This window comes from Bordetella genomosp. 2 (assembly GCF_002261345.1).
GTDB lineage: Bacteria > Pseudomonadota > Gammaproteobacteria > Burkholderiales > Burkholderiaceae_B > Bordetella_A.
This window is the reverse complement of the sequence record NZ_NEVT01000009.1, coordinates 371050-393126: the sequence shown is the minus strand read 5'-3', so window position 1 is coordinate 393126 and position 22077 is coordinate 371050. Positions and strand designations below refer to the sequence as shown.

Here is a 22077-nt window from a genome sequence, read left to right as displayed (position 1 = left end):
GCCGGCTTCATACCCGGCCGGCGGCCGGGGCCTGCGGGGCCGGGCCATCGTCCGGGCCGACCAGCGCGTAGTTGTAGCCCTGGTCCGACCAATAGCGGGCCAGCAGGTCGCCATCGCGCCGGCTGCCTTGCGCGAGCAACTGCTTGCCGGGGCCGGGCGGGCGGATATAGAACGTGGCGCGCTGGCCGGCGTTTTCATAGATGACGATGGCCGCCGGCCCCTGGTCGGTGGCCAGCAGGCGCGCCGCGACCGGCCGAAAGCCGCTGGCGCTCAGGTCGGGCAGGCGTTGGGCGTGCGCGAAATAATCGTCCAGCCAAGCCTGCAAATTGCCCGTATCGGCGCGCACATCCGGCCGCGGCGCGTCGGCCGAGGCGAACAGGCGGTAGGCTTGCACCGCGTCCTGCATGGGCAGCATCCGGCTCGCCAGCACGGTGTCGCGCACGCCCCAGCCCGCCATGCCGCCGATGACCAGCGCGGCGGCCAGGCTGGCCGCCATGGCCAGTTTGCGGCGCGAACGGGCGCGCAGGCGCGCGCGCACGGCGGCGGGATCCAGGGCCGGGTTGGGGGGCAGGCGTTCCTGGTCGGCGAGCACGCGCAGCCGCTCGGCATCGCGCGCCCAGGCGGCGAGTTCTTCCGCCTCTTCGGGATGCGCCCGCAGGTAGGCTTCCATGGCCTGTCGCCCGGCATCGTCAAGTTGGCCATCCACAAACGCGTTGCGCGCCGCGTCGTCTATCGGGCGTTGGTTCATTTCATTATCCTCAGGTGGGCCGCGCCGGTCTGTCCCTCGTTCAGGCCCCGCAATGCGCTGCGCGCCCGCGACAGGCGCGACATGACCGTGCCCAGCGGCACCTCGAACAGATCCGCCACCGCCTTGTAGCTCAGGCCTTCCACACAGACCAGCCACAGCAGGGTGCGCTGGGCTTCGGGCAGGAGTTCGAAGGTCGCCAGCGAGGCGCGCGCCAGGGCCTGGCGTTCGCTCGAGGGCGCCGCCGCATCCGCGCCGGCGAACCATTCGAGCAGCCGCGAGTGGCGCCGCATGCGGCGCTGGGAATCAAGGAACTGGCGGTACAGGATGGTGAACAGCCAGGCCCGGATGTCGCCTTGCGGGCGGCGGCTGCCCCATCGCGTCAAGGCGCGTTCCAGGGTGGCCTGGACCAGGTCGTCGGCCGCCGCGGGCTCGCGGGTCAGGCGCAGGGCGAACCGCCGCAGCCGCGGCAATAGCTGGCGCAGGACGGCATCGGACAACTCGTCCGCGGGCGGGGCGTCGTCGTCGGTGGGAGCCGGGGCGGACACAGGCAAGGGTACCGGTCGAATCATGGGGAATTTTCCTGTCCAGGCCAGCGCCACGACGCGGCAGTCAACAGGCCAATATCGTAAGACGCCGCCCGGGCCAGTTTATTCCCGAGGGAATAAGCGTTCCGGTCTGCCGTCTTACCCAGGTACTCATCGTCCCAGGGCCAAGGAGCTTTATGTCGGAAGGACCTCAACGCGATGCCCGGCCGCTCGGCGTCGGGCAAATCTGTCTGCGCTTGGGCGCGATCGGCGCCATTGTCCTGGCATCGGGCGCCGCGTTCGCTTTCGTGGGCGGCTGGCTGGATCCGCAGCGCCTGACCCCGGACCGTGCGGTCGATGCCTTGGAGGCCAACAGCGGCCGCCATGCCGGCTACCGGCGCAATCATGCCAAGGGAGTCTGCGTCGTCGGCCATTTCGAAAGCAATGGCGCGGCCCAGCGCTGGTCGACGGCCGCCGTGTTCGCCCCCGGCAGCACGCCCGTGGTCGGCCGCCTGGCCGTGCCGGGCGGCAACCCGTTCGTCTCGGACTCGAGCGTGCCCATCCGCAGTTTCGCCTTGCGTTTTACGTCGCCCAACGGCGAGCAGTGGCGCACCGGCATGAACAGCATGCCGGTATTCGTGGTGGCGACGCCGCAGGCGTTCTACGAGCAGCAGCTCGCCGCGCGCCCCGACCCCGCCACGGGCAAGCCCGATCCCCGGCGCATCCAGGCGTTCTTTGCCGCGCATCCCGAGACGGCGGCTTTCCGCGCCTGGGCCAAGACCGCCAAGCCATCGGCCAGCTATGCCACCGAAAGCTACTACGGCTTGAACGCCTTTTACTTCATCGATGCCCAGGACAAGCGGCAGCCGGTACGCTGGCGGCTGGCGCCCGTCGATGCGCCGCCGGCCCCGGAAGCCGGGCCGCAGCACGATGGCGATTATCTGCAGGCCGACTTGCAGCAGCGCCTGGCGCAGGGCCCGCTGCGCTGGCGCCTGCTGGTGACGCTGGGCGCGCCCGGCGATCCCACCGCCGATGCGACCCGGCAGTGGCCGGCCGACCGGCCCGTGGTCGACGCGGGCATGCTGGTGATCACGGGCAGCGCGGGGCAGGACCACGGCGCCTGCCGCGACGTCAACTACGACCCGACCGTGCTGCCCCGGGGCATTGCCATTTCGGATGATCCGCTGTTGCCGGCGCGTTCGGCCGTCTATGCGGCGTCGTACGAGCGCCGCACCAGCGAAGGGCCGCCCGCCGGCGCCCCGGCCTCGCCTTCCCCGAATCAACCGGAGCACGCACGATGAACCCAGTATCCGATCGATCCGACGCGGGCTTCGGCCGCCTCGCGCGCCTGCTGCATTGGCTGATGGCAGCCGGCATTCTGGCGATGCTGTTCATCGGGGTGGGCATGGTGGCGTCCGTCTCCGAGCGGCACCAGTGGCTGATGCAGATCCACAAGCCGCTGGGCGTGGCATTGCTGGTGCTAGTGTGCATCCGCCTGGCCGCGCGGCTGTACCGGGGGGCGCCGGCCCTGCCCGGCGACATGCCGGCCTGGCAGCGGCTCGCCGCCCATGCTTCGCATGTACTGCTGTACGTGCTGATGTTCGCCATGCCGCTGATCGGCTGGGCGATGGTGTCGGCCGGCGGCTATCCCGTCATCGTGGGCGCCTGGCAGCTGCCGCCGATCGCGCCCGCCGACGCGGCGCTGTTCGCCTGGCTGCGCGGCGCGCACCGCTATCTTGCGTTCCTGTTGTTCGCCACGGTGCTGGCGCACCTGGCCGCCGCCCTGTTCCATGGCTGGATACGGCGCGACGGGGTGCTGGAATCGATGACGCGCGGCCGGTGACGGCGCGGGCGCGCGCGGCGCTGAGCGGGGCTGGGTCGCATGCCGGGGGCGGCCCTGCGGGACGCTGGTGAAAGCGTTATGCTCACCAGTTTGCCGCAATCCGGGGCGCCGGCGCCCCGCACCAACGAAGGAAATCCCCACCTTGGCCGACTCCGAAAGCCGCCCCGCCGCCGGCATGCCCGCCCAGGATGTGACCACGCCCACCGGGCTGCGGCGCACCCTGGCCGCCCGCCACCTGACCATGATCGCCGTGGGCGGATCCATCGGCACGGGCTTGTTCGTCGCTTCCGGCAACACCATCGCCCAGGCGGGGCCGGGCGGGGCGCTGCTGGGTTATGCGCTGGTCGGCCTGATGGTCTATTTCCTGATGACCAGCCTGGGCGAACTGGCGGCCGCCATGCCGGTGGCGGGGTCCTTCGCCACTTATGGCGCGCGCTATGTTGAACCGGGCTTCGGCTTCGCCCTGGGCTGGAACTATTGGTACAACTGGGCGGTGACCGTGGCGGTCGACCTGGTGGCGGCGCAGCTGGTGATGGCCTACTGGTTTCCCGACGTGCCGGGGGTCTACTGGAGCGCGCTGTTCCTGGCGCTGACCTTCGGGCTGAATGCGCTGTCGGCGCGCGGTTTCGGCGAGGCGGAGTTCTGGTTCGCCCTGATCAAGGTGGTGGCGGTGCTGGTCTTCATTGCCATGGGCGTGTTGATGCTGCTGGGCATTATCCGCGGCGGCGAGACCGGCGGCTGGCACAACTGGACGGTGGGCGACGCGCCTTTCGCCGGCGGGCTCGCGGCGTTGATCGGCGTTGCCATGGTGGTGGGTTTTTCCTTCCAGGGCACCGAGCTGATCGGCATCGCCGCCGGGGAGTCCAAGGACCCGGCGCGCAATCTGCCGCGCGCCGTGCGCCAGGTGTTCTGGCGCATCCTGCTGTTCTATGTGCTGGCCATCGGCGTGATCGGCCTGCTGATCCCGTATACCGACCCGCAGTTGCTGCGCAACGAGGTGACCGATATCAGCGTCAGCCCGTTCGCGCTGATTTTCGACCGGGCCGGCCTGCTGGCGGCGGCGTCCATCATGAATGCGGTGGTGCTGACTTCGGTGCTGTCGGCCGGCAATTCCGGCATGTACGCCGCCACGCGCATGTTGTACGCGCTGGCGCGCGAGGGCAAGGCGCCGGCCATTTTCGGCCGGGTCTCGGCCAGCGGCGTGCCGGTGCTGGCGCTGCTGGCGACCACGGTGGTGGCGGCGCTCTGTTTCTTTTCCTTCGTGTTCAGCCCGAATGCGGTTTATATCTGGCTGCTGAACACTTCGGGCATGACCGGTTTCATCGCCTGGCTGGGGATCGCCATCAGCCACTATCGCTTTCGCCGCGGCTATCTGGCGCAAGGCGGCCAGCTGAGCGACCTGCCTTATGTTTCGCCCTTTTTCCCGTTCGGGCCCCTGTTCGCTTTCACGCTCTGCCTGGTCATTACATTGGGCCAGAATTACCAGGCCTTTCTGCAGGACCGGATCGACTGGGTGGGCGCCGGGGCGACGTACATCGGCATCCCGCTGTTCCTGCTGATCTGGGCCGGCTACCGGCTGGCGCGCGGGTCGCGGTTCGTGCGCTATGCGGATATGACGTTTCCAGTGCGGGATGTGCGGGCTGAAGGGGATTGGAGTCGGCAGTAAAGGGGTGGGTGTTTGGCTGGGCAGGGATGGCAGTAGGGCGTCCAGGCCGGGGCTGGGGCGTGCGGGCCGGCCACGTCGCTCGGCTCGGGCGCGCCACCAGGCGCCCTCGGCCCCCTGCGGGGGCTGCCCTCGCTCCAACTGGCCGTCCCGCACGCCCCAGCCCCGGCCTGGACTCACGGCGGCGGCATGCCTGGTCCGCCGTGCCACTGGTGAATCAGACGACTATACCGGCGCCTGCATCGCGGGATGTCAGAGACTCATCGCATGCAGGTGTCTGACACCTGCCGATACCTGCGCATGAAACTACGTGCCCTCGGGGGGCGGCGCCGACATGAAATATTGCGAGCCCACGCCTGCCGGCGAGACCCGGGCGGCCAGTTGGAGGGAGGGTAGCCCCCGCAGGGGGCCGAGGGCGCCTGGTGGCGCGCCCGAGCCGAGCGACGTGGCCGTCCGGGGCTCGCCGGCAGGCGTGGGCGTCTCAAGAACTCAACCACTCCCTCCCTCCTTAAATCACCATGCGCAGGCAATCGCGCCAACCCCCGCACCCATTCAAACTCTAGTCGTCGAGACACATCAGGCTTACGATCGACATATTCGTATCAGGCCCCGTATCCGAAGTTGCGGCACCCCGGCGCGCCGTTGTCGTGTCGACCAGGTCCCGCGTACTTGCCCCAAGGAGCACGACGATGATGAGCAAGAACACGATCTGTCTCTGGTACGACCGCGACGCCCTGGACGCCGCGCAGTTCTATGCCCGGACATTCCCCGACAGCGCGGTCGGCAGGGTCCTGCACGCGCCCGGCGACTATCCCGCGGGCAAGCGCGGCGACGTCCTGACGGTGGAGTTCACCGTGATGGGAATCCCCTGCCTGGGCCTGAATGGCGGCCCGGACATCAAGCACAACGAGGCATTCTCGTTCCAGGTCGCCACCGATGACCAGGCCGAGACCGACCGCTTGTGGGACGCCATTGTCGGCAATGGCGGCCACGCGAACGTGTGCGGCTGGTGCCAGGACAAGTGGGGCGTGTCCTGGCAGATCACCCCGCGGGCGCTGATGGACGCCATCGCGGACCCGGACCGCGCGGCGGCCGGGCGTGCATTCGAGGCAATGATGCAGATGGGGAAGATCGATATCGCGGCGATCGAGGCGGCTCGCCGTGGCTGACGCGGGCCGCTGGCATCGATGACGGACGCCTCGGCCGGCTTCTTCGCCGAACACGGGTATCTGCGCCTGGCAGGCCTGCACCCGCGCACGCGAATGACGGCGATCCGGGACAAATTGCTCGACGAGGTCAAGCGGATGTCGGGACGCGGCCGGCCGGACGCATGGCGCGGGCTGCCGGTCTTTCAGCAGATCGGCAGGCTGTCCTCCATGGTGGAGTACCCGGGCCTGCATGAAACCCTGATGAGCCGCGAACTGCTTGACCTGGTCGCCCACTTGGCGGGCCGTCCGCCGGCGGTCGTGCAGGACGCGCAACTGCTGCTGTCGCCGCCGCGCCAGGGGGCGTGGACGCTGCAAGGCCTGAATTGGCATGTGGACGTCAAAGCCGGCTCGCGCGATCGCCTGCCCGGAATCCAGGCCTTTTTCCTGATCGACGACGTGGCCGGGCAGGGCGGGGCCACGCTCGCATTGGCCGGCTCGCACCGCCATGCGCCGCGCACGCCGCAGGCCGCCGCATTGCGCGAACGGCTGCGCGCGCCCGGGGATTTGCGGCGCAACCTGCGGGAGCTGGATATCGACGTGCTGGAGATGGCGGGCCGGGCCGGCGATGTGTATCTCATGGACATGCGCGTGCTGCATACGCCGTCGATCAACGCGACGCCGCGCATGCGCATGATGGCGACCTCGCGTTGCCTGTTCGATGCGTGAGGCAGGCCCGGCTGCGCGGCCGGGGGCCGTCGTCAATCCAGGCTGATGCCGGCGTTCTCGATCAGTTTTTCATAGGTGGCCGACTTGGCATCCAGGCGCTGGCGCAGTTCGGCCAGCGGCCAGCCCAGCGGTTCGAAGGCAAAGGTGTCGAAGCGCTTGCGGATATCCGGGTCGGCCAGCACCTTGGTCACGTCGGCGTAGATCTTGTCGCGCACGTCCGCGGGGATGCCCTTCGGGGCCAGCAGCGACACGATGGAATTGACGTCCAGTTCGGCGGGGCCGCCGGCTTCGGCCACGGTGGGCACGTCCGGGTACTGGGGATGCCGCTGGGGCGCGGCGATGGCCAGGTAGCGCAGCTTGCCGCTGTCGTACACGGGCCGGGTGGACGGAATGGTGCCGAAGGCCCAGTCCACCTCGCCGTTGGCGACGGCCGTGTACAACTGGCTTACTTCCTTGTAGGGCACATGGATCATCTTGGTGCCGGTCAGGGATGCCAGCCATTCGCCCCCCAGGTGGCCGGGGCTGCCCACGAACCATGACCCATAGGTGAGACTGTCGGGCTTGGTCTTGGCCGCGGCGACCAGGTCGGTCATGTTCTTCCAGGGTGATTTCTCGCCGACGGCGACCATGAACGGGGTGTAGAAGAGCGGCGCCACCAGGTCGAACTTTTCCAGGGTGACATAGTTGCGCGACTTGTACAGGTGCGGCAGGGCCGAGACGTGCTCGCTGTCGAGTTGCAACAAGGCGTAGCCGTCGGCCGGCTGCTTGCCGGCGGCCTCCATGGCAATGAAGCCGCCGCCGCCGGGCCGGTTCTCGACGACCACGGGCTGCTTCCACATTTTGCCGAGTTCCTGGGCCAGGATGCGCAGCACCACGTCGGGGCCGCTGCCGACCGAGAAGGCGGTGTACAGGGTGACGGTCCTGGCGGGGTAGGCGGACGCCTGGGCCCAGGCGGCGCTGGCCAGGCAACTGGCGGCCAGCGTGGCGGCCAGCAGGATGCGGCGTTGGCGGGATGGCATGGGTTGTCTCCTGGTGCCGTTGTTGTTGTCAGTGGGCGCCTTCAGCCACGGCCTTGCATGCCGCAAATCGTGGCGTCATGGACTCGCGCCATTATGTGCCGCCAGATATGCGCCAAAAAATGAAATGTTCATATTATTCATATAAGAAAACGTATATCTGGGGCCCGCCGCGCCATCGCGCTCAACGATCGTCGGCGCGGCGAATGACCGTGACTTCCGGTTCGCCCAGCTGCGTCAGCCTGTCGTTCAGGGTCCGCAGGTAGCCGACCGATGCCTTGTCGTATTGCGCGAGCAGTTGCCAGGTGAGGTCGATCGTCTCGCGCCGGTCCCGGGCGAGCTCCGTCCAGGGGACGCCGGCATCGGCCGCGAGCGCGCTGTCGATGGCATCCTGGCTTACCGTGATCAGGCGGGTCATGCAGTCGATCTGCGAGGCCAGCTTGGCCACGTCGAACGCGTCCGCGCCGCCCGCGGGCACGCAAGGGCGATCAGCGCGCGACGCGCCGCTTGGATGCAGGTCGATTTCGTCGACATGGACGAGCTGGTCCGCGACGTCCTTGCCGAAGTGGCGGGCCAGCTTGAAGTGCTGGACGATCAATTGCTGGCGCCATTGGCGATGGAAGTCGCGATAGCGGGTCCACGATGTCCGGGAGAATTCCTCCCAGCCTTTGTTGTCCGATTCGTTCACCAGCGTATGGAGCGCAGCGTAGCCGTCGAGCAGCAATCGGCTGGTGTCTTGTGCGGTGGCTTGCGCCGCGTCGATGAAGCGTTCCCGGTCGGCGCGCTGATTCTGGCTCGCCAGTTGCCAGTGGGTGCCCGCGAGCGTGAGGACCGCGGTGAGCACAGGCGTGATGAAGTGTTGAAGCAACGTGGATCCGGTCATGGCGTCGAATGCAGGTCGAGTTGGGATGGCGGGGATTTTCACACGCACGTAAAGACCGCCCACTAGAGTCTTTCCTCTTCATCGCCCTCGCGGGTATCAGAAACCAAGGAAGGTTCTTCATGTTTTTGCGTCGATTCGGCCTGGGCGCCGGTCTGCTTTGTTTGACGCTGCTGGCCGCGTGCGGCAGCGGCAGCGATGATGACGATCACGACAGCCCGCCGCCACAGGCGGCCAACTACCAGCTGCAGATCCTGCACACCAATGACCACCATTCGCACCTGGATGGCAGTGCTTATGACCTGCAGCTGGGCGGCGTGGCCACGCGCGTGCAGCTGGGCGGGTTCTCGCGCCTGGCGGGCGTGATCAACCGCCTGCGCACGCCGGATACCCTGGTGCTCAACAGCGGCGAGCTCAACGGCACGCTGTACTTCAGCCTGTTCAAGGGCGAGCCGGATTTCAAGCTGTTCAATGCGCTGGGCCTGGACGCCTACCAATTGGGCAATCACGAATTCGACGAGGGCGAGGCGGTGCTGCGCGGGCTGATCGACATGGCCACCTTCCCGATCCTGGCGGCCAATGTGAAGCCGACGGCGCAGAGCCCGCTGCATGGCGCCCCGATCAAGCCTTACGTGGTGCGCGAGATGAGCGGCCACAAGGTCGGCATCATCGGCATCCTGAAGGTCGAGAAGACGGTGAACTCGTCGATGGTGACCGACGCGGTCGAGTTCACCGAAGAGATCGCGACGGTGCGCCGCAATATCGACGAACTGAAGGCGCAGGGCATCGACAAGATCATCGTGCTGAGCCACCTGGGCTACGACGGCGACATTGCGCTGGCGGGCCAGGTCGACGATATCGACGTCATCATCGGCGGCGACACGCACGAGCTGCTGGACTCCACCGGCGAGCTGGCGGCCATGGGGCTGGAGGTGGACGGCGACTATCCCACCGTGGCGACCGCGCCCAACGGCAAGCCGGTCTATATTGCCCAGGCCTGGGAGATGGCGCACGGCGTGGGCGTGCTGAACGTGGAGTTCGATCCGCGGGGGGATGTGGTGCGGGCCCAGGGCAGCATCGTGCTGCCCATCGACAAGCCGTTCCTCCAGGCCGATGCCGAGGGCGAGTTCGTCGCGGTGAGCGCGGCGCGCGAGGCCGAGATCGCCGCGTTGGCCGAATCGTCGCGCACGCTGGCGCTGCAGCAGCCGGACCCGGCGGTGGCGGCGATCCTGGCGCCGTATAGCCAGGAACTGGAAGAGTTCCGCACCCAGACGCTGGGCTCGGTGGCCGAGACGCTGCCGTTCGACCGCATCCCCGCCGCCTTCGCGGCCGGCAGCACGCCCACGGGCAGCTACGCCGCCTACTATGTGGCCGATGCCTTCCTGAAGTACATGCCCAAGGCCGACATTGCCATCCAGAACGCGGGCGGCGTGCGCACTCAGTTCCTGCAGGGGCCGTTTACCGTGGCCGACGCCTATACCATGCTGCCGTTCTCCAATACGGTGGCCACCGTCGACATGCGCGGCGACGGCGTGGTGGCGGTGCTGGAAGATGCCGCCCAGTACGCGCTGACGTCGGGCTCGACGGGGGCGTTCCCGTATGCGTCGCACCTGCGCTTCGACGTCTACAAAAGCCAGCCGAAGGGCAGCTGCATCCAGAACGTCGAAGTGAAGGACCGTGTCACCGGCGCGTGGACGCCGATCGACATGAACGCGACTTACCGCGTGGTGACCAATTCGTTCACCGCGCTGGGCAAAGACGGCTACGAGGCGTTCGCCAAGGCCATCGAGGCCGATCCCGGCGTGCATGAGGACAGCCATGTGGCGTATGCCGTGCCGCTGGTGGAGTATTTCCAGAAGCACTTGGCCGGCAATCTGCTGCCGGCGCTGGATCCGGCCGACTACAGCCTGAAGTCGGTGGTGGACTAGCGCGCTACTGCTTGGGCGGGCGGGACGGCCGCGCCCCGCCCGGCGCGGCGTGGCGGGGCGCCGCGGCCAGCGCCGCGAGAATCCCCGCCAGCGCGCCCGCCGCCACGTACCAGGCGCCCGGCACGAACCGGTATGTCAGCCCGGCCACCGCCAGGCTGACCAGCCACGGCCAGGCGCGCCGCCAGCCGCGCCACATGCCGCGCAGCATGACCAGGAAAACGGCGGGGAACGCCATGTCCAGCCCGTAGGCCTCCGGATGGCCCAGCAGCGGTCCCAGCAGCGCGCCCAGGGTGGTGCAGGCGATCCACGCCACATAGAACACCAGCGACGAGCCGAGGTAGTAGGCCAGGCTGAAGGCGGGCACGATGCCCAGTTCCGCGCGCCGCCGCGTATCGGCCATCGATAGCGCCCAGCTGGCGTCGGTCATCAGGAACAGCGACGGCAGCACCTTGCGCTTGGGCAGGTGGTGCAGGAAGGGCGTCATGGCCGCGCCCATGACCAGCATGCGGCTGTTGACCAGGAACGTCACCGCCATGATCAGCAGCACGGGCGGCGGCGCGGCCCACAGCCCGAGCGCGGCGAATTCCGAGCCGCCGGCGAAATTCAGGCCGGTCATGAGCGGCACTTCGAAGGGCGTCAGCCCGGCCTGCGCGGCTTGCGCGCCCAGCACCAGGCCGAAGGGAATCACGCCGAACAGCATCGGCAGGCTGGCCGTCGCGCCGGCGCAGCAGCGGACCCAGGCGCCGGCGTGGCCCGGCGCGGCGGGAGAGCGGGGCGCCGTCATCGTGCGGCGCCGGGCGGGAGCATGCGCGCGGCCGGCATCATGCGAACCAATGCCGCAGCAGCGCGGCGCTGCCCACGCCGACGATCACGGTGGCCAGCAGCGGCAGCCGCGTGGCGGCGACGACCGTGAGCGCCAGCGCCAGCAGGTCCGCCGGCCGGTCGGAGACGAACACCGGCGCGATCACCGAGATCAGCACGCAGCCCGGCGCGGCTTCCAGCACCGCCATGGCGCGCGGGCCGAGGCTGCGATTGCGCAGCAGGATGTACCCGCCGATGCGGGCCAGGTAAGTGACGGTGGCCATCATGACGATGGCGAACAGGTTGGCGGGGTCGACCATGATGCTGTCCGGGAAGCGCGGGCCGTATAGGGGAGAGGCTTCGCGCGGCGCGCGAAGCTCCCACATGATAACGGGCCGCGCGATACTTTCGCCGCTACGCGCGCAGCCCCGCGAAGAACGCCTCGGCGTTCTCGGGCAGCCCTTCGATGTAGTACCCGCCTTCCTGCACCGCCAGCACCGGCACGCCCAGGCCGGCCACGACCCGGCCGAGGCGCTCGAAGCCGGCGCTGCTGACGGCCACCTTGGCCTGCGGGTCGCGCTCGAAGATATCGAAGCCCAGCGCCAGCACCAGGACATCCGGCTGGAACACCTCGATGGCGTCGACGGCGACGGCGAGCTGCTCGAAAAAGACCGGCTCGGGCGAGCCGTGCGGCATCGGCAGGTTGAGGTTGTAGCCGAACCCGGCGCCGGCGCCCTGCTCGTTCGGGTAGCCGGTCACCACGGGGTAGAAATTCTCCGGATCGCCGTGGATCGACACGTAATAGACGTCGTCGCGCTGGTAGAAGATTTCCTGGATGCCCTGGCCATGGTGCATGTCGGTATCCAGCACCGCCACGCGCGCATGCTGGCCGCGCAGGCGCTGGGCGGCGATGGCGCAGTTATTCAGGTAGCAGAAGCCGCCCGCCGCGTCGCGGCGGGCATGGTGGCCGGGCGGGCGGCACAGCGCGTAGGCGTGACGGTCGCCGGCCAGCAGGGCATCGGCGCCGGCCACCGCGGACTGCGCCGACCAATAGGCCGAGCGCCAGGTGGATGCGCCGATCGGGCAGCTGCCGTCGGCCAGGTAGCGCGCTGCCTTGGCCAGCACGCCGCGCAGGGCGTTGGGCTCGCGCACGTAGATATTCGAAACCACCTCGTCGCCCCAGTCTTCCGGCAGCCGCCGCCATTCCTGGTGCGCGCTCTTGAGGAACTGCAGATAGTCCAGCGCGTGCACCGCCGTCAGCGGCGCCATGCCCGCGTCGGGCGGCTGGCGCAGCTGCAGGCCCAGCTGTTGTACCGCGCCGGCCAGGGCGGCGGCGCGCGCGGGCACTTCCTGGGGCGCGCGCATCTTGCCGCGCGAGAAATAGGTTTGCGGGTGATGCAGCGCCTGGTCGGGGTGGTAGTAGGCTTTCATGGCGGTCGGGGCGGGCGGTGCGGGCCGGTTGCCGTGTCAGCTTACACCCAGGTGCCGGGCGAAAGTGGCCGGGTCCGTGTTAGTGCCGCACAGCAGCACGCCCACCCGCTTGCCGGCCAGCGTGTCCTTGAGCGGGCCCGCCAGGGCGGCGGTGGCGGCGGCGCAGGCCGGCTCGGTGGCCAGCTTGAGCTGGTCGAACAGCAGGCGCATGGCGCCGCGCAGCGCGTCGTCCGACACCTTGACCAGCCGGTCGACGTGGCGGCGGCACAGCTCGTAGCTGTACTGCTCGGTGTGCGGCGCCATCAGGCTGTCGGCGATGCTCTGCATGGGGCCCATCTTGATGGGGCCGCTGGCGGCGAAGCTCTGGTGCATGGCGTCGGCGCCCTCGGGCTCCACGCCGAATACCTGGCATTGCGGCGCCAGCGATTTCACGGCGGTGCTGACGCCGGCCATCAGCCCGCCGCCGCCGACCGGGATGATCACGGCGTCGAGCTCGCCTGCCTGTTGCAGCCACTCGTAGCCCAGCGTGGCGGTCCCCAGCACGGTGCGGTAGCCGTTGAACGGGTGCACGAAGTAGCGGCCTTCTTCGCTTTCGATCCGATGCACGGTGTCGAACGCCGCCTGCCCGTTGTCGGCCAGGATCACTTCGGCGCCGTACTGGCGGCACAGGGCCACGCGCGCGGGGCTGGCGGTCTTGATCATGACGACCTTGGCGGGGATCCCCAGCCGCATGGCGGCGTAGGCCACCGCCACGGCATGGTTGCCGGCCGATACGCAGGTGACGCCGGCCGCGCGCTGGCTATCGTCCAGGGCCAGCAGGTTCGAGAATGCGCCGCGCGCCTTGAAGGTGCCGCTGGCCTGCAGCAGCTCGAACTTGAAGTTGACCGCGGTGCCCGGCACGGGTTCGAAGTCGGCCTTCTCCAGCACCGGCGTGGTGCGGATCCAGGGCTGGAGCCGGGCGTGCAGGTCGGCGATGGCGGATTGTCCGGGAAGCGTGGTGGTGTCGAGTTGCGAGGTCATGAGGGCTCCTGCATGAAACGGCGGGCGCCAGGCATGCGCTGCCTGGCGCCCGGGACCATGGCCGCGGCCTCAGCGCAGGCCCAGCCGCTTGCGCACGGCAATGAGCGAGGCGAGGCTGACCAGGGCGGCGAAGATGAGGTAGAAGCTGGGCGCCAGCTTGTTGCCGCTGGCCGAGATCAGCCAGACGATGATGAAGGGCGCGAAGCCGCCGAAGATCGTCACGGCGATGTTATAGGCCAGCGACATTCCCGTGGTGCGGGTCTGGGTGGGGAACAGGTCGGTCAGCAGCGCCGGCAGCGCGCCGAAGTAGCCGGCCAGCAGCACGCCGATGATGATCTGCACCAGGATCATCGTACCGAAGGTGGGCGAACCGGCCAGCAGCTGGAACAGCGGGTAGATCAGCACCAGGAACAGCACGGCGGCCGTCGCCATGATGCCGGTGCGCCCGTGGCGGTCCGACCAGTGGCCGACCATGGGCGCGACGATGAACTGCACCACGCCGGTCACCAGGGTGGCGGCGAAGGCGGCCGCCGGCGGGATGCCCAGCTGCTTGACCGCGAAGGTGGGCATGTACAGCACCAGGTAGGTGGCCACGGTGCCCAGCACCACGGTGCCGATGGCCAGCAGCAGGCGCAGGCGGTGCTCGGTGAAGGTGTCGCCCAGCGGCGTGGCGCTGCGTTCGGTGGCCAGGAATTCCGGCGTCTCGTCGATGCGGGTGCGGATGTAGTAGGCCACGGGGCCGATCAGCAGGCCGAAAAAGAACGGGATGCGCCAGCCCCAGGATTCCATCTGCTCGGGGCTCAGCCATTCGTTCAGGCCGGCGCCGAAGCCGGCCGCCAGCAGCGTGGTGAGGCCCTGGCTGGCCACCTGCCAGCTGGCGAAGAAGCCGCGCCGGTTGGGCGTGTGTTCGGCCAGGAAGGCGGTGGCGCTGCCGAACTCGCCGCCGGCCGAGAAGCCCTGGATCATGCGCGCGGCCACGATGCCGATGGGCGCCCAGATGCCGATGGCGGCATAGGTCGGCATCAGCGCGATCAGCAGGGTGCCGAGCATCATCAGCATGATGGACAGCGTCAGCGTGGCGCGCCGGCCGACGCGGTCGGCATAGACCCCCAGCACCAGCGCGCCGAGCGGACGCATGAAGAACGACACGCCGAATGTGCCCAGCGTCAGCAGCAGCGAGATGCTGTCGTTGTCGCTGGGAAAGAACAGCCTCGAAATGGTCACGGCGAAGAAGCCGTAGACGACCAGGTCGAACCATTCCAGCGCATTGCCGATCGAGGCGGCGGCGATGATGCGCCAGGCGGGAGGCGACGCCCTGCCGGCGGCCGGGGTGAGCGTCGTTGCGGTATTCATGGGCGGGGCTCCGAAGGCGGTTGCGAGGCGGGGATGTGGGTGTTGCCGGCGGCGCGCGCGATGGCTTCGATCTCGACCAGCGCGCCGGGCACCATCAAGTCGGCCCGCACGGTGGAGCGGGCCGGCAGGACGATATCGCCGAAAAAGGCGCCGTACGCGGCGTCGAAGGCGGCGAAGTCCTCGATGCGGGCCAGCCAGACAGTGGTCTTGACGATGTCGCGCGGCGCCAGGCCGGCATCGGCCAGGTGGCGCGCGATGTGCTCGAGGCAGGTGCGGGTCTGTGCCGTCACGTCGTCGCCGACGATGCGGAAACCCTCGCCGAAGGCCATCTGGCCGGACACGAACACCAGGTCGCCGGCGCGCCGGTGCATGGAGAAGTTGGGCTGGCGGCGGGGTTGGGTGTCGTGCTGCATTGACGCTCCGTCATGGTTCGGTCCGGCGACCAGCTTAGTCGCCAACGCACATATGCGCTTATGCGCAGATGCACGCTTTATTTGCCAAAAGGGCAAAATCGTACCAAGTGGCAGCAGGGCTGCGGGTTTACCCCAGGCGGGTCCGGCCGTTCATGTCGCCTTGACGCTGTGCGAAACCGCCCGGTAACGTTACCGTCACTCTTTCGGGCCAGCGTGGAATGCTCTGCCGTGGATAACCCTGTCGCCAATCGCCTGCATGCCTATGTGCCGCATACCTACGAGGTGGTGGGGGTCGAGCCGGTCGGCTCGGCCTGCTTCATCCAGGCCCGTCCGATCGGCGCCGGCATGGCCGGCTATCGCGACACGCTGGTGCTGGGCGCGGGCCTGTCGGCCAGCTGGGCCGACATCACCCGGCCGCGCGCCATGGAAGAGCACTACGACTGCAGCGGCGCGCTGAAGATCCACGTGCGCATGTCGGGCCGCTCGGCCGTGACCGACGGCCGCGAGGCCCCGCATGCCATCGACGGCTTGTCGTGCAGCGCCCTGCTGCAGCCGCGCGGCGCGCGCAAGATCGAGGTGTTCGGGGCGGGCGCGCGCGAGCGCTCGGTCACGGTCTCGTGCACCCGCGAGTATCTGGTGGACGAGCTGGGGCTGCAGGCCGCCTGCTATGGGGGCGCGCTGGGCCGTTACCTGGACGACGATCCGGCCGCGTTCGCGCTGTTCCGCGCCGGGCTGGCGGCGGCCATGCAGCAGGCGGCCCAGTGCTTTTTCGAGCCGGTCGACGATCGCCACGCGCGCCGGCTGCTGCTGCAGGCGCGCGCCGAGGACATCGTGCGTCATTTCTTCATGCACATGCGCCGCGACGCGGACGCGGGCGAGATCCGGCCGCGCGACCGGGCGATTGCCGAGCGCGCGGCGGCGCGCCTGGCCAACGAGTTGCGCGAGCCGCCCAATGTGCGCGAACTGGCCGCGCAGGCCGGCGTCAGTGTGTCGAAGCTGTCGCGCACCTTCAAGGCCGTGCACGGCGCCACCATTCCGGAATACCTGCTGGCCGCCAGGATGCGCCACGCGATGGCGCTGATCCGGGCGCGGCTGCCAGTGACGCAGGTGGCCCTGGAGGTCGGCTATGACCATGCGGGCAATTTCTCCACGGCGTTCCGGCGCCATTACGGGGTGCCGCCGCGCGCGGCAGGCGCGCGGGCCTGGAACGACGCGCCCGCCGGCCCGGGGGCGGGCGGCCCGCCCTGAGGAACCGCCGGCGGCGGATCCTCCCGTTTGCTCAGGCGTCGTGGAAGGTGGTGAACTCGTCCACCGGCGCGCGGTCGGTGCGGTACTGGTTGGCGGGTTCGTCCGGGTCCTGGTAGCCGATGGAGATGCCGCAGATCACGATCTGGTCGGCGGGGATGCCCAGGTGCTGCTTGACGATGTCCGGATAGTTGGCCAGCGCCGCCTGCGGGCAGGTGTCCAGGCCGCAGGCGCGCGCCATCACCATGATGTTCTGCAGGAACATGCCGTAGTCCAGCCAACTGCCCTTGTCCAGGTCGCTGTCGATGGTGAACAGCAGCACGCAGGGGGCCCCGAAGAATTCGAAGTTGCGGGCGTGCTGGCGGGCCGACGCCTCGCGGTCGCCCTTCTGGATGCCGAGCAGGCTGTACAGGCCCCAGCCGGTGGCGCGGCGCCGCTCCAGGTAGGGGCTGCGCCAGTTGACCGGGTAGTACTGGTATTCGCGGCGCTCGGGCTCGCCGCGCGCATGCGCCTGCACCAGGTCGCGCGCCAGCGCGTCGCGCTTGGCGCCGGTGACCACGTGCACTTTCCAGGGCTGGATATTGCTGCCGCTGGGGGCGCGGGCGGCGGCCTCGAGGATGCGGCGGATCAGGGCGGGTTCCACCGGTGTGGGCAGGAAGCCCCGGATGCTCTGGCGCGAGACGATGGCCTGTTCGATGACTTGCGGGGAATCGCTCATGAAATTGCCTCTTCCGTGGGGGCGTCGGCCGCCAGGCGCGGGCCGCCGTATTTGAAGGACCCTTGCGCCGACGCCAGGATGCGGCCGTCCGGCGTACACACTTCGGCGCGGGCGAAGTAGATCTTGCGGCCGCGGCCCGTGACGGTGCCGGTGGCGACGACCTTGCCGGCCTTGACCGAGCCGATGAAGTTGATGGCCAGCGAGATGGTGACCGCATTGCCCTGGCTGTCGCCCGGCTGCGGCACGATGCCGGCGTAGCCGCAAGCCGCGTCCAGCAGGGCGCAGACGACGCCGCCCTGCAGCGCGCCCTGGCGGTTCAGGTGGCCGGGCTTGAGGTCCATGCTGAGGACGATGCGGCCGTCGCCCCACTCTTCGATGACGGCGCCCAGGGAATGCAGAAACGGATTGTGTTCGAAACCGGTCATGGCAGCGCGAAATATTGAACTGCCCGATCATACCTTTGACAGGTCAAATGTGCAGCGCACAAAACTCGGCGCTACCATGGACGCCTTCTTGAACCTTCCGAGCAGGCCCGAGCATGAGCGCACAACAGCAACAGACCCGCATCTCCGTTCCCGCCATCCGCCAGTCCAAAGGCCCCGGCAAAGTGGTGGCCCTGACGGCCTACACCGCGCCGATGGCCCGGCTGCTCGATCCGCACGCCGACCTGTTGCTGGTCGGCGATTCGCTGGGCATGGTGGTCTATGGGCTGCCCAGCACGCTGGGCGTGACGCTGGACATGATGATCGCGCATGGCGCCGCGGTGGTGCGCGGGTCGACGCGCGCCTGCGTGGTGGTGGACCTGCCGTTCGGCAGCTACCAGGCTGCGCCCGCGCAGGCCTTCGAGGCGGCCGCGCGCGTGCTGGCCGAAACCGGCGCACAGGCGGTCAAGCTGGAGGGCGGCGCCGAGATGGCCGATACGGTGCAGTTCCTGGCGGCGCGCGGCGTGCCGGTGGTCAGCCATATCGGCCTGATGCCGCAGCAGGTCAACAGCGTGGGCGGCTACAAGGCGCAGGGCATGCAGGCCGACGGCGGCGAACGCATCATGCACGATGCCCGGGCGCTGGAGGCCGCCGGCGCGTTCGCGCTGGTGGTGGAGTGCACGGCCGAGGCGGTGGGCCGGCGCGTGACCGAGGCCCTGGGGATTCCCGTGATCGGCATCGGCGCCTCGCCGGCCTGCGACGGGCAGATCCTGGTCACCGAAGACATGCTGGGCATGTCGGGCGCCCGCGTGCCGCGCTTCGTCAAGCAGTACGCCCAGCTGGGCGCCGAGATCGAACAGGCGGCGGCGCGCTACGCGGAGGACGTGCGCGGCGGGGCTTTCCCGGCGCCGGAGCACTGCTTCGGCGTGCGCGCTTCCTGAGCGGGGCGCCGATACAAGGTGGCTGACACCCATGGGGCGTCAGGCGCCTGCCGCTGGGCTGGTCCCAGGGCGTGGGGTGTCAGACACCCCGTGGTGCGGTCGGGGTCTGCGCGAAGGCGGTTCATGGGGTGTCTGACACCCTGCCGTGCTGCGCGGGACCGGCCTGGAGACATTGCCAGGCATCAAGGCAGCCTCGGCGTAGCTGCAACACCCGCTTGACGCCCATTTATACTCAGAAGTAGCATAAATGCCGATCCCTCTTTTTTTGACCCACAAATGCTCTACATGAGCATAAGCCGGCATCCGACGGCCGGCATGGAGACCCGCCTCATGGACACGCCCGCCACCCGGCCCGTTGAGTTCGATCTGCCCGCCAGCCCGACCGCCGCCTCTCACTGCGCCAGCACGGTCGGGCAGGCCTGGGCCCGCGTGCCGGAGCCGCTGCCGGCCGCGCGCAAGGCTGAGCTCATCGAACGCATCCGCGCCCTGCTGGCGCGCGAGCGCGCGACGCTGGTGGCCCACTACTACGTTGATGCCGACCTGCAGGACCTCGCCGAGGCCACCGGCGGTTGCGTCGGCGATTCGCTGGAGATGGCCCGCTTCGGCCGCGACCATCCGGCCCGGACGCTGGTGGTGGCCGGCGTGCGCTTCATGGGCGAAACCGCCAAGATCCTCAGCCCGTCCAAGCGCATCCTGATGCCCGACCTGCAGGCCACCTGCTCGCTGGATCTGGGCTGTCCCGCCGACGCCTTCGCCGCCTGGTGCGACGCCCACCCCGACCGCACGGTGGTGGTCTACGCCAACACCAGCGCGGCGGTCAAGGCGCGCGCCGACTGGGTCGTCACCTCGTCGATCGCGCTGGACGTGGTGGCCGACCTGCACGCGCGCGGCGAGCGCATCCTGTGGGCGCCGGACCGCCACCTGGGCAGCTACGTGCAGCGCCAGACCGGCGCCGACATGCTGTTGTGGCAAGGCGCCTGCATCGTGCATGACGAGTTCAAGGGCACCGAGCTGGAACTGCTGCGCGCCGAGTATCCGGGAGCCAAGGTGCTGGCGCATCCGGAATCGCCCCAGCCCGTCCTGGCCCAGGCCGATGTCGTCGGCTCGACCACGCAGTTGATCGACGCCGCGCGCAAGCTGGACGCGGCGCAGTTCATCGTGGCCACCGACCAGGGCATCCTGCACAAGATGCGCGCGCAGGCGCCGGGCAAGGATTTCATTGCCGCGCCCACCGCGGGCAACAGCGCCACCTGCAAGAGCTGCGCGCATTGCCCGTGGATGGCCATGAACGAACTGGCCGGCCTGGCCCACGTGCTGGAACACGGCGCCAACGAGATCACCCTGGACGCCGAACTGGGCCGGCGGGCCAAGGCGCCCATCGACCGCATGCTGGCGTTCGCCGCACAGCGCCAGCGGCGCGTGCGCGCCAGCGGCGACCTGGCCCGCGATACCGCGCTGTTCGAGCGCGTCGGCCCGGCCTGAGCCGCGCCATATCGGAGCGTCCGCCATGGATTTCGACGTACTCATCATCGGCAGCGGGCTGGCCGGGCTGGCGGCCGCGCTGGAACTGGCGCCGCACCGGCGCGTGGCGCTGCTCGCCAAGGGCGCGCTGGACCTCAGCGCCAGCAACCGCGCCCAGGGCGGCATTGCCGCCGCGCTGGACCCGGACGACAGCGTGGCAGACCATGTGCGCGACACCCTGGCCGCCGGCGGCGGCCTGTGCGATGCGGCCGCCACGCAGCGCATCGCCGCCGATGCGCGCGCCGCCATCGGCTGGCTGCAGGACCAGGGCGTGGCCTTCACGGCAGCCGCGCCGGGACGGCCCGGCCTGCACCTGACCCGCGAAGGCGGGCATGGCCGCCGGCGCATCGTGCACGCCGCCGACGCGACCGGCCAGGCGGTCATCGCCGCGCTCGGCGCGCGGGTCCGTCATCACCCGAACATCACGCTGCTGGAGCACCACTGCGCCATCGACCTGCTGGTGGCCGGCGTGCCCGGCAGCGCCGCCGCGCGCTGCCGCGGCGCCCAGGTGCTGGACCCGCGGGGCCGCGTGTCGACATTGGGCGCCGCCCACGTCGTGCTGGCCACGGGCGGGGCGTGCCAGGTGTATGCCCACAGCACCACGCCTCCCACCGCCACCGGCGACGGCATCGCCATGGCATGGCGCGCCGGCTGCCGGGTCGCCAACCTGGAATTCACGCAGTTCCATCCCACCAGCCTGTACGACCCGCAGGGCGAGACCTTCCTGATCTCCGAAGCGGTGCGCGGCGAAGGGGGGCTGTTGAAACTGCCCGACGGCACCCGCTTCATGCCGGCGCACGACGCGCGCGCCGAGCTCGCGCCGCGCGACGTGGTGGCCCGCGCCATCGACCTGGAAATCAAGCGCCACGGCCTGGACTGCGTCCACCTGGACATCAGTCACCGTCCGCGCGCGTTCCTGCAGGCGCACTTCCCGACCATCTACGCGCATTGCCTGGCGCGCGGCATCGACATGGCGGCCGCGCCCATCCCGGTCGTGCCCGCCGCCCACTACACCTGCGGCGGCATCGTCGCCGATGCGGCCGGCCGCAGCGACCTGGCGGGCCTGTATGCCGTCGGCGAGGCCGCCTGCACCGGCCTGCACGGCGCCAACCGGCTGGCCAGCAATTCGCTGCTGGAATGCGTGGTCACGGGCCGCGGCGCGGCGCGGGCCATCCTGGCGCAGCCGGCCGCCGTGGCCGCCGAATCGGCATTGTCCTCACCTGCCGCCCTGGCCTTCAAGTCGGCGCCCGCAGCCCAGCCCGCCGGCGTGGCGGATCCGTCGGTCGCCTCGTTGCGGCAAGCCTTGCGGCGGCTCATGAGCGCGGAGGTGGGAATCGTGCGCAGCGACGCCTCGCTGGCGCGTGCCGCGCAACGCATCGGCGCGTGGGACGCGGACGTCGCGCGGCGCTGGCGGATCGACGGCCCCAGCCGCGACCTGCTGGAACTGCGCAACCTGCTGCTGGTGGCCGGCCTGGTCGTGCGCGCCGCCGTGGCCCGCCATGAAAGCCGTGGCGCGCACTTCAACCGCGACTGGCCCGGCGAACTGCCCGTCGCGCTGCCCACCGTGCTGTGCGACGACACCGCGCACGCAACCGCCGCCTGACCGGCATTTCGCGCCAGGCGTGGCAGACACCCGCGGGGAGTCCGTGCCAGGCGTGACAGGTGTCTGACACCCGGCGGGAGAGCGTCGCGTATGCACACGCTGCGACATGGGGTGTCAGACACCTACGGAGACA

At 69.6% G+C, this 22077-nt stretch carries 22 protein-coding genes; 10 read left to right on the top strand and 12 right to left on the bottom strand.

The genetic code is table 11. From position 1 onward, the window contains the following. Positions 1 to 7: 7 nt before the first annotated feature. Together CAL24_RS23295 and CAL24_RS23290 are read right to left on the bottom strand one after the other, a co-directional pair. On the bottom strand, positions 8 to 748 hold the full coding sequence (locus CAL24_RS23295; protein ID WP_028355404.1) for an anti-sigma factor family protein: 741 nt from the start codon (positions 746 to 748) through the stop codon (positions 8 to 10). Beyond that, the gene (locus CAL24_RS23290; RefSeq protein ID WP_081760467.1) at positions 745 to 1317 is read right to left on the bottom strand and encodes an RNA polymerase sigma factor; all 573 of its coding nucleotides are present in this window, start codon (positions 1315 to 1317) and stop codon (positions 745 to 747) included. The genes CAL24_RS23295 and CAL24_RS23290 overlap by 4 nt, the downstream gene beginning before the upstream one ends. A gap of 152 nt (positions 1318 to 1469) precedes the next feature. Here CAL24_RS23290 and CAL24_RS23285 point away from each other — a divergent pair, with 152 nt between their 5' ends. The 5 genes from CAL24_RS23285 to CAL24_RS23265 all read left to right on the top strand — a co-directional run bounded on the left by CAL24_RS23285 (position 1470) and on the right by CAL24_RS23265 (position 6652). Then, entirely contained in the window at positions 1470 to 2573 is a 1104-nt protein-coding gene (locus CAL24_RS23285; RefSeq protein WP_028355402.1) for a catalase family peroxidase, read from the top strand. After that, on the top strand, positions 2570 to 3115 hold the full coding sequence (locus CAL24_RS23280) for a cytochrome b (RefSeq protein ID WP_028355401.1): 546 nt from the start codon (positions 2570 to 2572) through the stop codon (positions 3113 to 3115). Before CAL24_RS23285 ends, CAL24_RS23280 begins: the two co-directional genes overlap by 4 nt. A gap of 175 nt (positions 3116 to 3290) precedes the next feature. Further along, entirely contained in the window at positions 3291 to 4781 is a 1491-nt protein-coding gene (locus tag CAL24_RS23275; protein ID WP_028355400.1) for an amino acid permease, read from the top strand. A gap of 686 nt (positions 4782 to 5467) precedes the next feature. Then, positions 5468 to 5947: a VOC family protein gene (locus CAL24_RS23270; RefSeq protein ID WP_094808060.1), complete on the top strand. Its 480-nt coding sequence runs from the start codon at positions 5468 to 5470 to the stop codon at positions 5945 to 5947. 18 nt (positions 5948 to 5965) lie between these two features. Beyond that, the gene (locus tag CAL24_RS23265; protein WP_094808059.1) at positions 5966 to 6652 is read left to right on the top strand and encodes a phytanoyl-CoA dioxygenase family protein; all 687 of its coding nucleotides are present in this window, start codon (positions 5966 to 5968) and stop codon (positions 6650 to 6652) included. Between the two features lie 32 nt (positions 6653 to 6684). Here the strand turns inward: CAL24_RS23265 and CAL24_RS23260 are convergent, their stop codons facing one another. Together CAL24_RS23260 and CAL24_RS23255 are read right to left on the bottom strand one after the other, a co-directional pair. After that, entirely contained in the window at positions 6685 to 7671 is a 987-nt protein-coding gene (locus CAL24_RS23260; protein WP_094808058.1) for a Bug family tripartite tricarboxylate transporter substrate binding protein, read from the bottom strand. 181 nt (positions 7672 to 7852) lie between these two features. Beyond that, positions 7853 to 8551 (bottom strand): hypothetical protein, encoded by a 699-nt coding sequence (locus CAL24_RS23255; RefSeq protein WP_094808057.1) that lies wholly within the window; start codon positions 8549 to 8551, stop codon positions 7853 to 7855. Positions 8552 to 8670: 119 nt separating this feature from the next. Between CAL24_RS23255 and CAL24_RS23250 the strand changes: the two genes are divergently transcribed. Continuing rightward, positions 8671 to 10476, top strand: a complete 1806-nt coding sequence (locus tag CAL24_RS23250; RefSeq protein ID WP_094808056.1) for a 5'-nucleotidase C-terminal domain-containing protein — start codon at positions 8671 to 8673, stop codon at positions 10474 to 10476. A 4-nt stretch (positions 10477 to 10480) separates the two neighbouring features. Here the strand turns inward: CAL24_RS23250 and CAL24_RS23245 are convergent, their stop codons facing one another. The 6 genes from CAL24_RS23245 to CAL24_RS23220 all read right to left on the bottom strand — a co-directional run bounded on the left by CAL24_RS23245 (position 10481) and on the right by CAL24_RS23220 (position 15494). Further along, on the bottom strand, positions 10481 to 11260 hold the full coding sequence (locus CAL24_RS23245) for an AzlC family ABC transporter permease (RefSeq protein ID WP_094808055.1): 780 nt from the start codon (positions 11258 to 11260) through the stop codon (positions 10481 to 10483). A gap of 37 nt (positions 11261 to 11297) precedes the next feature. Beyond that, the gene (locus CAL24_RS23240; protein WP_028354506.1) at positions 11298 to 11597 is read right to left on the bottom strand and encodes an AzlD family protein; all 300 of its coding nucleotides are present in this window, start codon (positions 11595 to 11597) and stop codon (positions 11298 to 11300) included. A 94-nt stretch (positions 11598 to 11691) separates the two neighbouring features. Continuing rightward, on the bottom strand, positions 11692 to 12708 hold the full coding sequence (locus CAL24_RS23235; protein WP_094808054.1) for a histone deacetylase family protein: 1017 nt from the start codon (positions 12706 to 12708) through the stop codon (positions 11692 to 11694). Positions 12709 to 12744: 36 nt separating this feature from the next. Beyond that, on the bottom strand, positions 12745 to 13728 hold the full coding sequence (locus CAL24_RS23230; RefSeq protein ID WP_028354504.1) for a threonine/serine dehydratase: 984 nt from the start codon (positions 13726 to 13728) through the stop codon (positions 12745 to 12747). A gap of 69 nt (positions 13729 to 13797) precedes the next feature. Further along, positions 13798 to 15081, bottom strand: a complete 1284-nt coding sequence (locus CAL24_RS23225) for an MFS transporter (protein WP_094808053.1) — start codon at positions 15079 to 15081, stop codon at positions 13798 to 13800. Then, a complete protein-coding gene (locus tag CAL24_RS23220) occupies positions 15078 to 15494 on the bottom strand; it encodes a RidA family protein (RefSeq protein WP_051439417.1) in 417 nt (138 codons plus the stop codon). Before CAL24_RS23220 ends, CAL24_RS23225 begins: the two co-directional genes overlap by 4 nt. Before the next feature lie 228 nt (positions 15495 to 15722). Here CAL24_RS23220 and CAL24_RS23215 point away from each other — a divergent pair, with 228 nt between their 5' ends. Continuing rightward, positions 15723 to 16742, top strand: coding sequence for a helix-turn-helix transcriptional regulator (locus CAL24_RS23215; RefSeq protein ID WP_028354502.1), 1020 nt, complete (start codon positions 15723 to 15725; stop codon positions 16740 to 16742). A gap of 31 nt (positions 16743 to 16773) precedes the next feature. On the opposite strand, the gene CAL24_RS23210 is transcribed toward CAL24_RS23215, so the two are convergent. Further along, positions 16774 to 17457, bottom strand: coding sequence for a nitroreductase (locus CAL24_RS23210; RefSeq protein WP_094808052.1), 684 nt, complete (start codon positions 17455 to 17457; stop codon positions 16774 to 16776). After that, complete coding sequence (locus tag CAL24_RS23205; protein ID WP_038853501.1) at positions 17454 to 17882, bottom strand: PaaI family thioesterase; 429 nt, start codon at positions 17880 to 17882, stop codon at positions 17454 to 17456. Before CAL24_RS23205 ends, CAL24_RS23210 begins: the two co-directional genes overlap by 4 nt. A gap of 113 nt (positions 17883 to 17995) precedes the next feature. Here CAL24_RS23205 and panB point away from each other — a divergent pair, with 113 nt between their 5' ends. From panB to nadB, 3 genes are all read left to right on the top strand, one after another. After that, positions 17996 to 18820, top strand: a complete 825-nt coding sequence (panB, locus tag CAL24_RS23200) for a 3-methyl-2-oxobutanoate hydroxymethyltransferase (protein ID WP_094808051.1) — start codon at positions 17996 to 17998, stop codon at positions 18818 to 18820. Between the two features lie 330 nt (positions 18821 to 19150). Then, positions 19151 to 20302: a quinolinate synthase NadA gene (gene nadA, locus CAL24_RS23195; RefSeq protein WP_094808050.1), complete on the top strand. Its 1152-nt coding sequence runs from the start codon at positions 19151 to 19153 to the stop codon at positions 20300 to 20302. Positions 20303 to 20327: 25 nt separating this feature from the next. Next, the gene (gene nadB, locus CAL24_RS23190) at positions 20328 to 21944 is read left to right on the top strand and encodes an L-aspartate oxidase (RefSeq protein ID WP_094808049.1); all 1617 of its coding nucleotides are present in this window, start codon (positions 20328 to 20330) and stop codon (positions 21942 to 21944) included. Positions 21945 to 22077 lie beyond the last annotated feature (133 nt).

What these genes read in the sequence shown, in the direction of transcription:
- CAL24_RS23295 (WP_028355404.1), bottom strand. Translation starts at nt 748, where the DNA reads ATGAACCAACGCCCGATAGACGACGCGGCGCGCAACGCGTTTGTGGAT.
- CAL24_RS23290 (WP_081760467.1), bottom strand. Translation starts at nt 1,317, where the DNA reads ATGATTCGACCGGTACCCTTGCCTGTGTCCGCCCCGGCTCCCACCGAC.
- CAL24_RS23285 (WP_028355402.1), top strand. Translation starts at nt 1,470, where the DNA reads ATGTCGGAAGGACCTCAACGCGATGCCCGGCCGCTCGGCGTCGGGCAA.
- CAL24_RS23280 (WP_028355401.1), top strand. Translation starts at nt 2,570, where the DNA reads ATGAACCCAGTATCCGATCGATCCGACGCGGGCTTCGGCCGCCTCGCG.
- CAL24_RS23275 (WP_028355400.1), top strand. Translation starts at nt 3,291, where the DNA reads ATGCCCGCCCAGGATGTGACCACGCCCACCGGGCTGCGGCGCACCCTG.
- CAL24_RS23270 (WP_094808060.1), top strand. Translation starts at nt 5,468, where the DNA reads ATGATGAGCAAGAACACGATCTGTCTCTGGTACGACCGCGACGCCCTG.
- CAL24_RS23265 (WP_094808059.1), top strand. Translation starts at nt 5,966, where the DNA reads ATGACGGACGCCTCGGCCGGCTTCTTCGCCGAACACGGGTATCTGCGC.
- CAL24_RS23260 (WP_094808058.1), bottom strand. Translation starts at nt 7,671, where the DNA reads ATGCCATCCCGCCAACGCCGCATCCTGCTGGCCGCCACGCTGGCCGCC.
- CAL24_RS23255 (WP_094808057.1), bottom strand. Translation starts at nt 8,551, where the DNA reads ATGACCGGATCCACGTTGCTTCAACACTTCATCACGCCTGTGCTCACC.
- CAL24_RS23250 (WP_094808056.1), top strand. Translation starts at nt 8,671, where the DNA reads ATGTTTTTGCGTCGATTCGGCCTGGGCGCCGGTCTGCTTTGTTTGACG.
- CAL24_RS23245 (WP_094808055.1), bottom strand. Translation starts at nt 11,260, where the DNA reads ATGACGGCGCCCCGCTCTCCCGCCGCGCCGGGCCACGCCGGCGCCTGG.
- CAL24_RS23240 (WP_028354506.1), bottom strand. Translation starts at nt 11,597, where the DNA reads ATGGTCGACCCCGCCAACCTGTTCGCCATCGTCATGATGGCCACCGTC.
- CAL24_RS23235 (WP_094808054.1), bottom strand. Translation starts at nt 12,708, where the DNA reads ATGAAAGCCTACTACCACCCCGACCAGGCGCTGCATCACCCGCAAACC.
- CAL24_RS23230 (WP_028354504.1), bottom strand. Translation starts at nt 13,728, where the DNA reads ATGACCTCGCAACTCGACACCACCACGCTTCCCGGACAATCCGCCATC.
- CAL24_RS23225 (WP_094808053.1), bottom strand. Translation starts at nt 15,081, where the DNA reads ATGAATACCGCAACGACGCTCACCCCGGCCGCCGGCAGGGCGTCGCCT.
- CAL24_RS23220 (WP_051439417.1), bottom strand. Translation starts at nt 15,494, where the DNA reads ATGCAGCACGACACCCAACCCCGCCGCCAGCCCAACTTCTCCATGCAC.
- CAL24_RS23210 (WP_094808052.1), bottom strand. Translation starts at nt 17,457, where the DNA reads ATGAGCGATTCCCCGCAAGTCATCGAACAGGCCATCGTCTCGCGCCAG.
- CAL24_RS23205 (WP_038853501.1), bottom strand. Translation starts at nt 17,882, where the DNA reads ATGACCGGTTTCGAACACAATCCGTTTCTGCATTCCCTGGGCGCCGTC.
- panB (WP_094808051.1), top strand. Translation starts at nt 17,996, where the DNA reads ATGAGCGCACAACAGCAACAGACCCGCATCTCCGTTCCCGCCATCCGC.
- nadA (WP_094808050.1), top strand. Translation starts at nt 19,151, where the DNA reads ATGGACACGCCCGCCACCCGGCCCGTTGAGTTCGATCTGCCCGCCAGC.
- nadB (WP_094808049.1), top strand. Translation starts at nt 20,328, where the DNA reads ATGGATTTCGACGTACTCATCATCGGCAGCGGGCTGGCCGGGCTGGCG.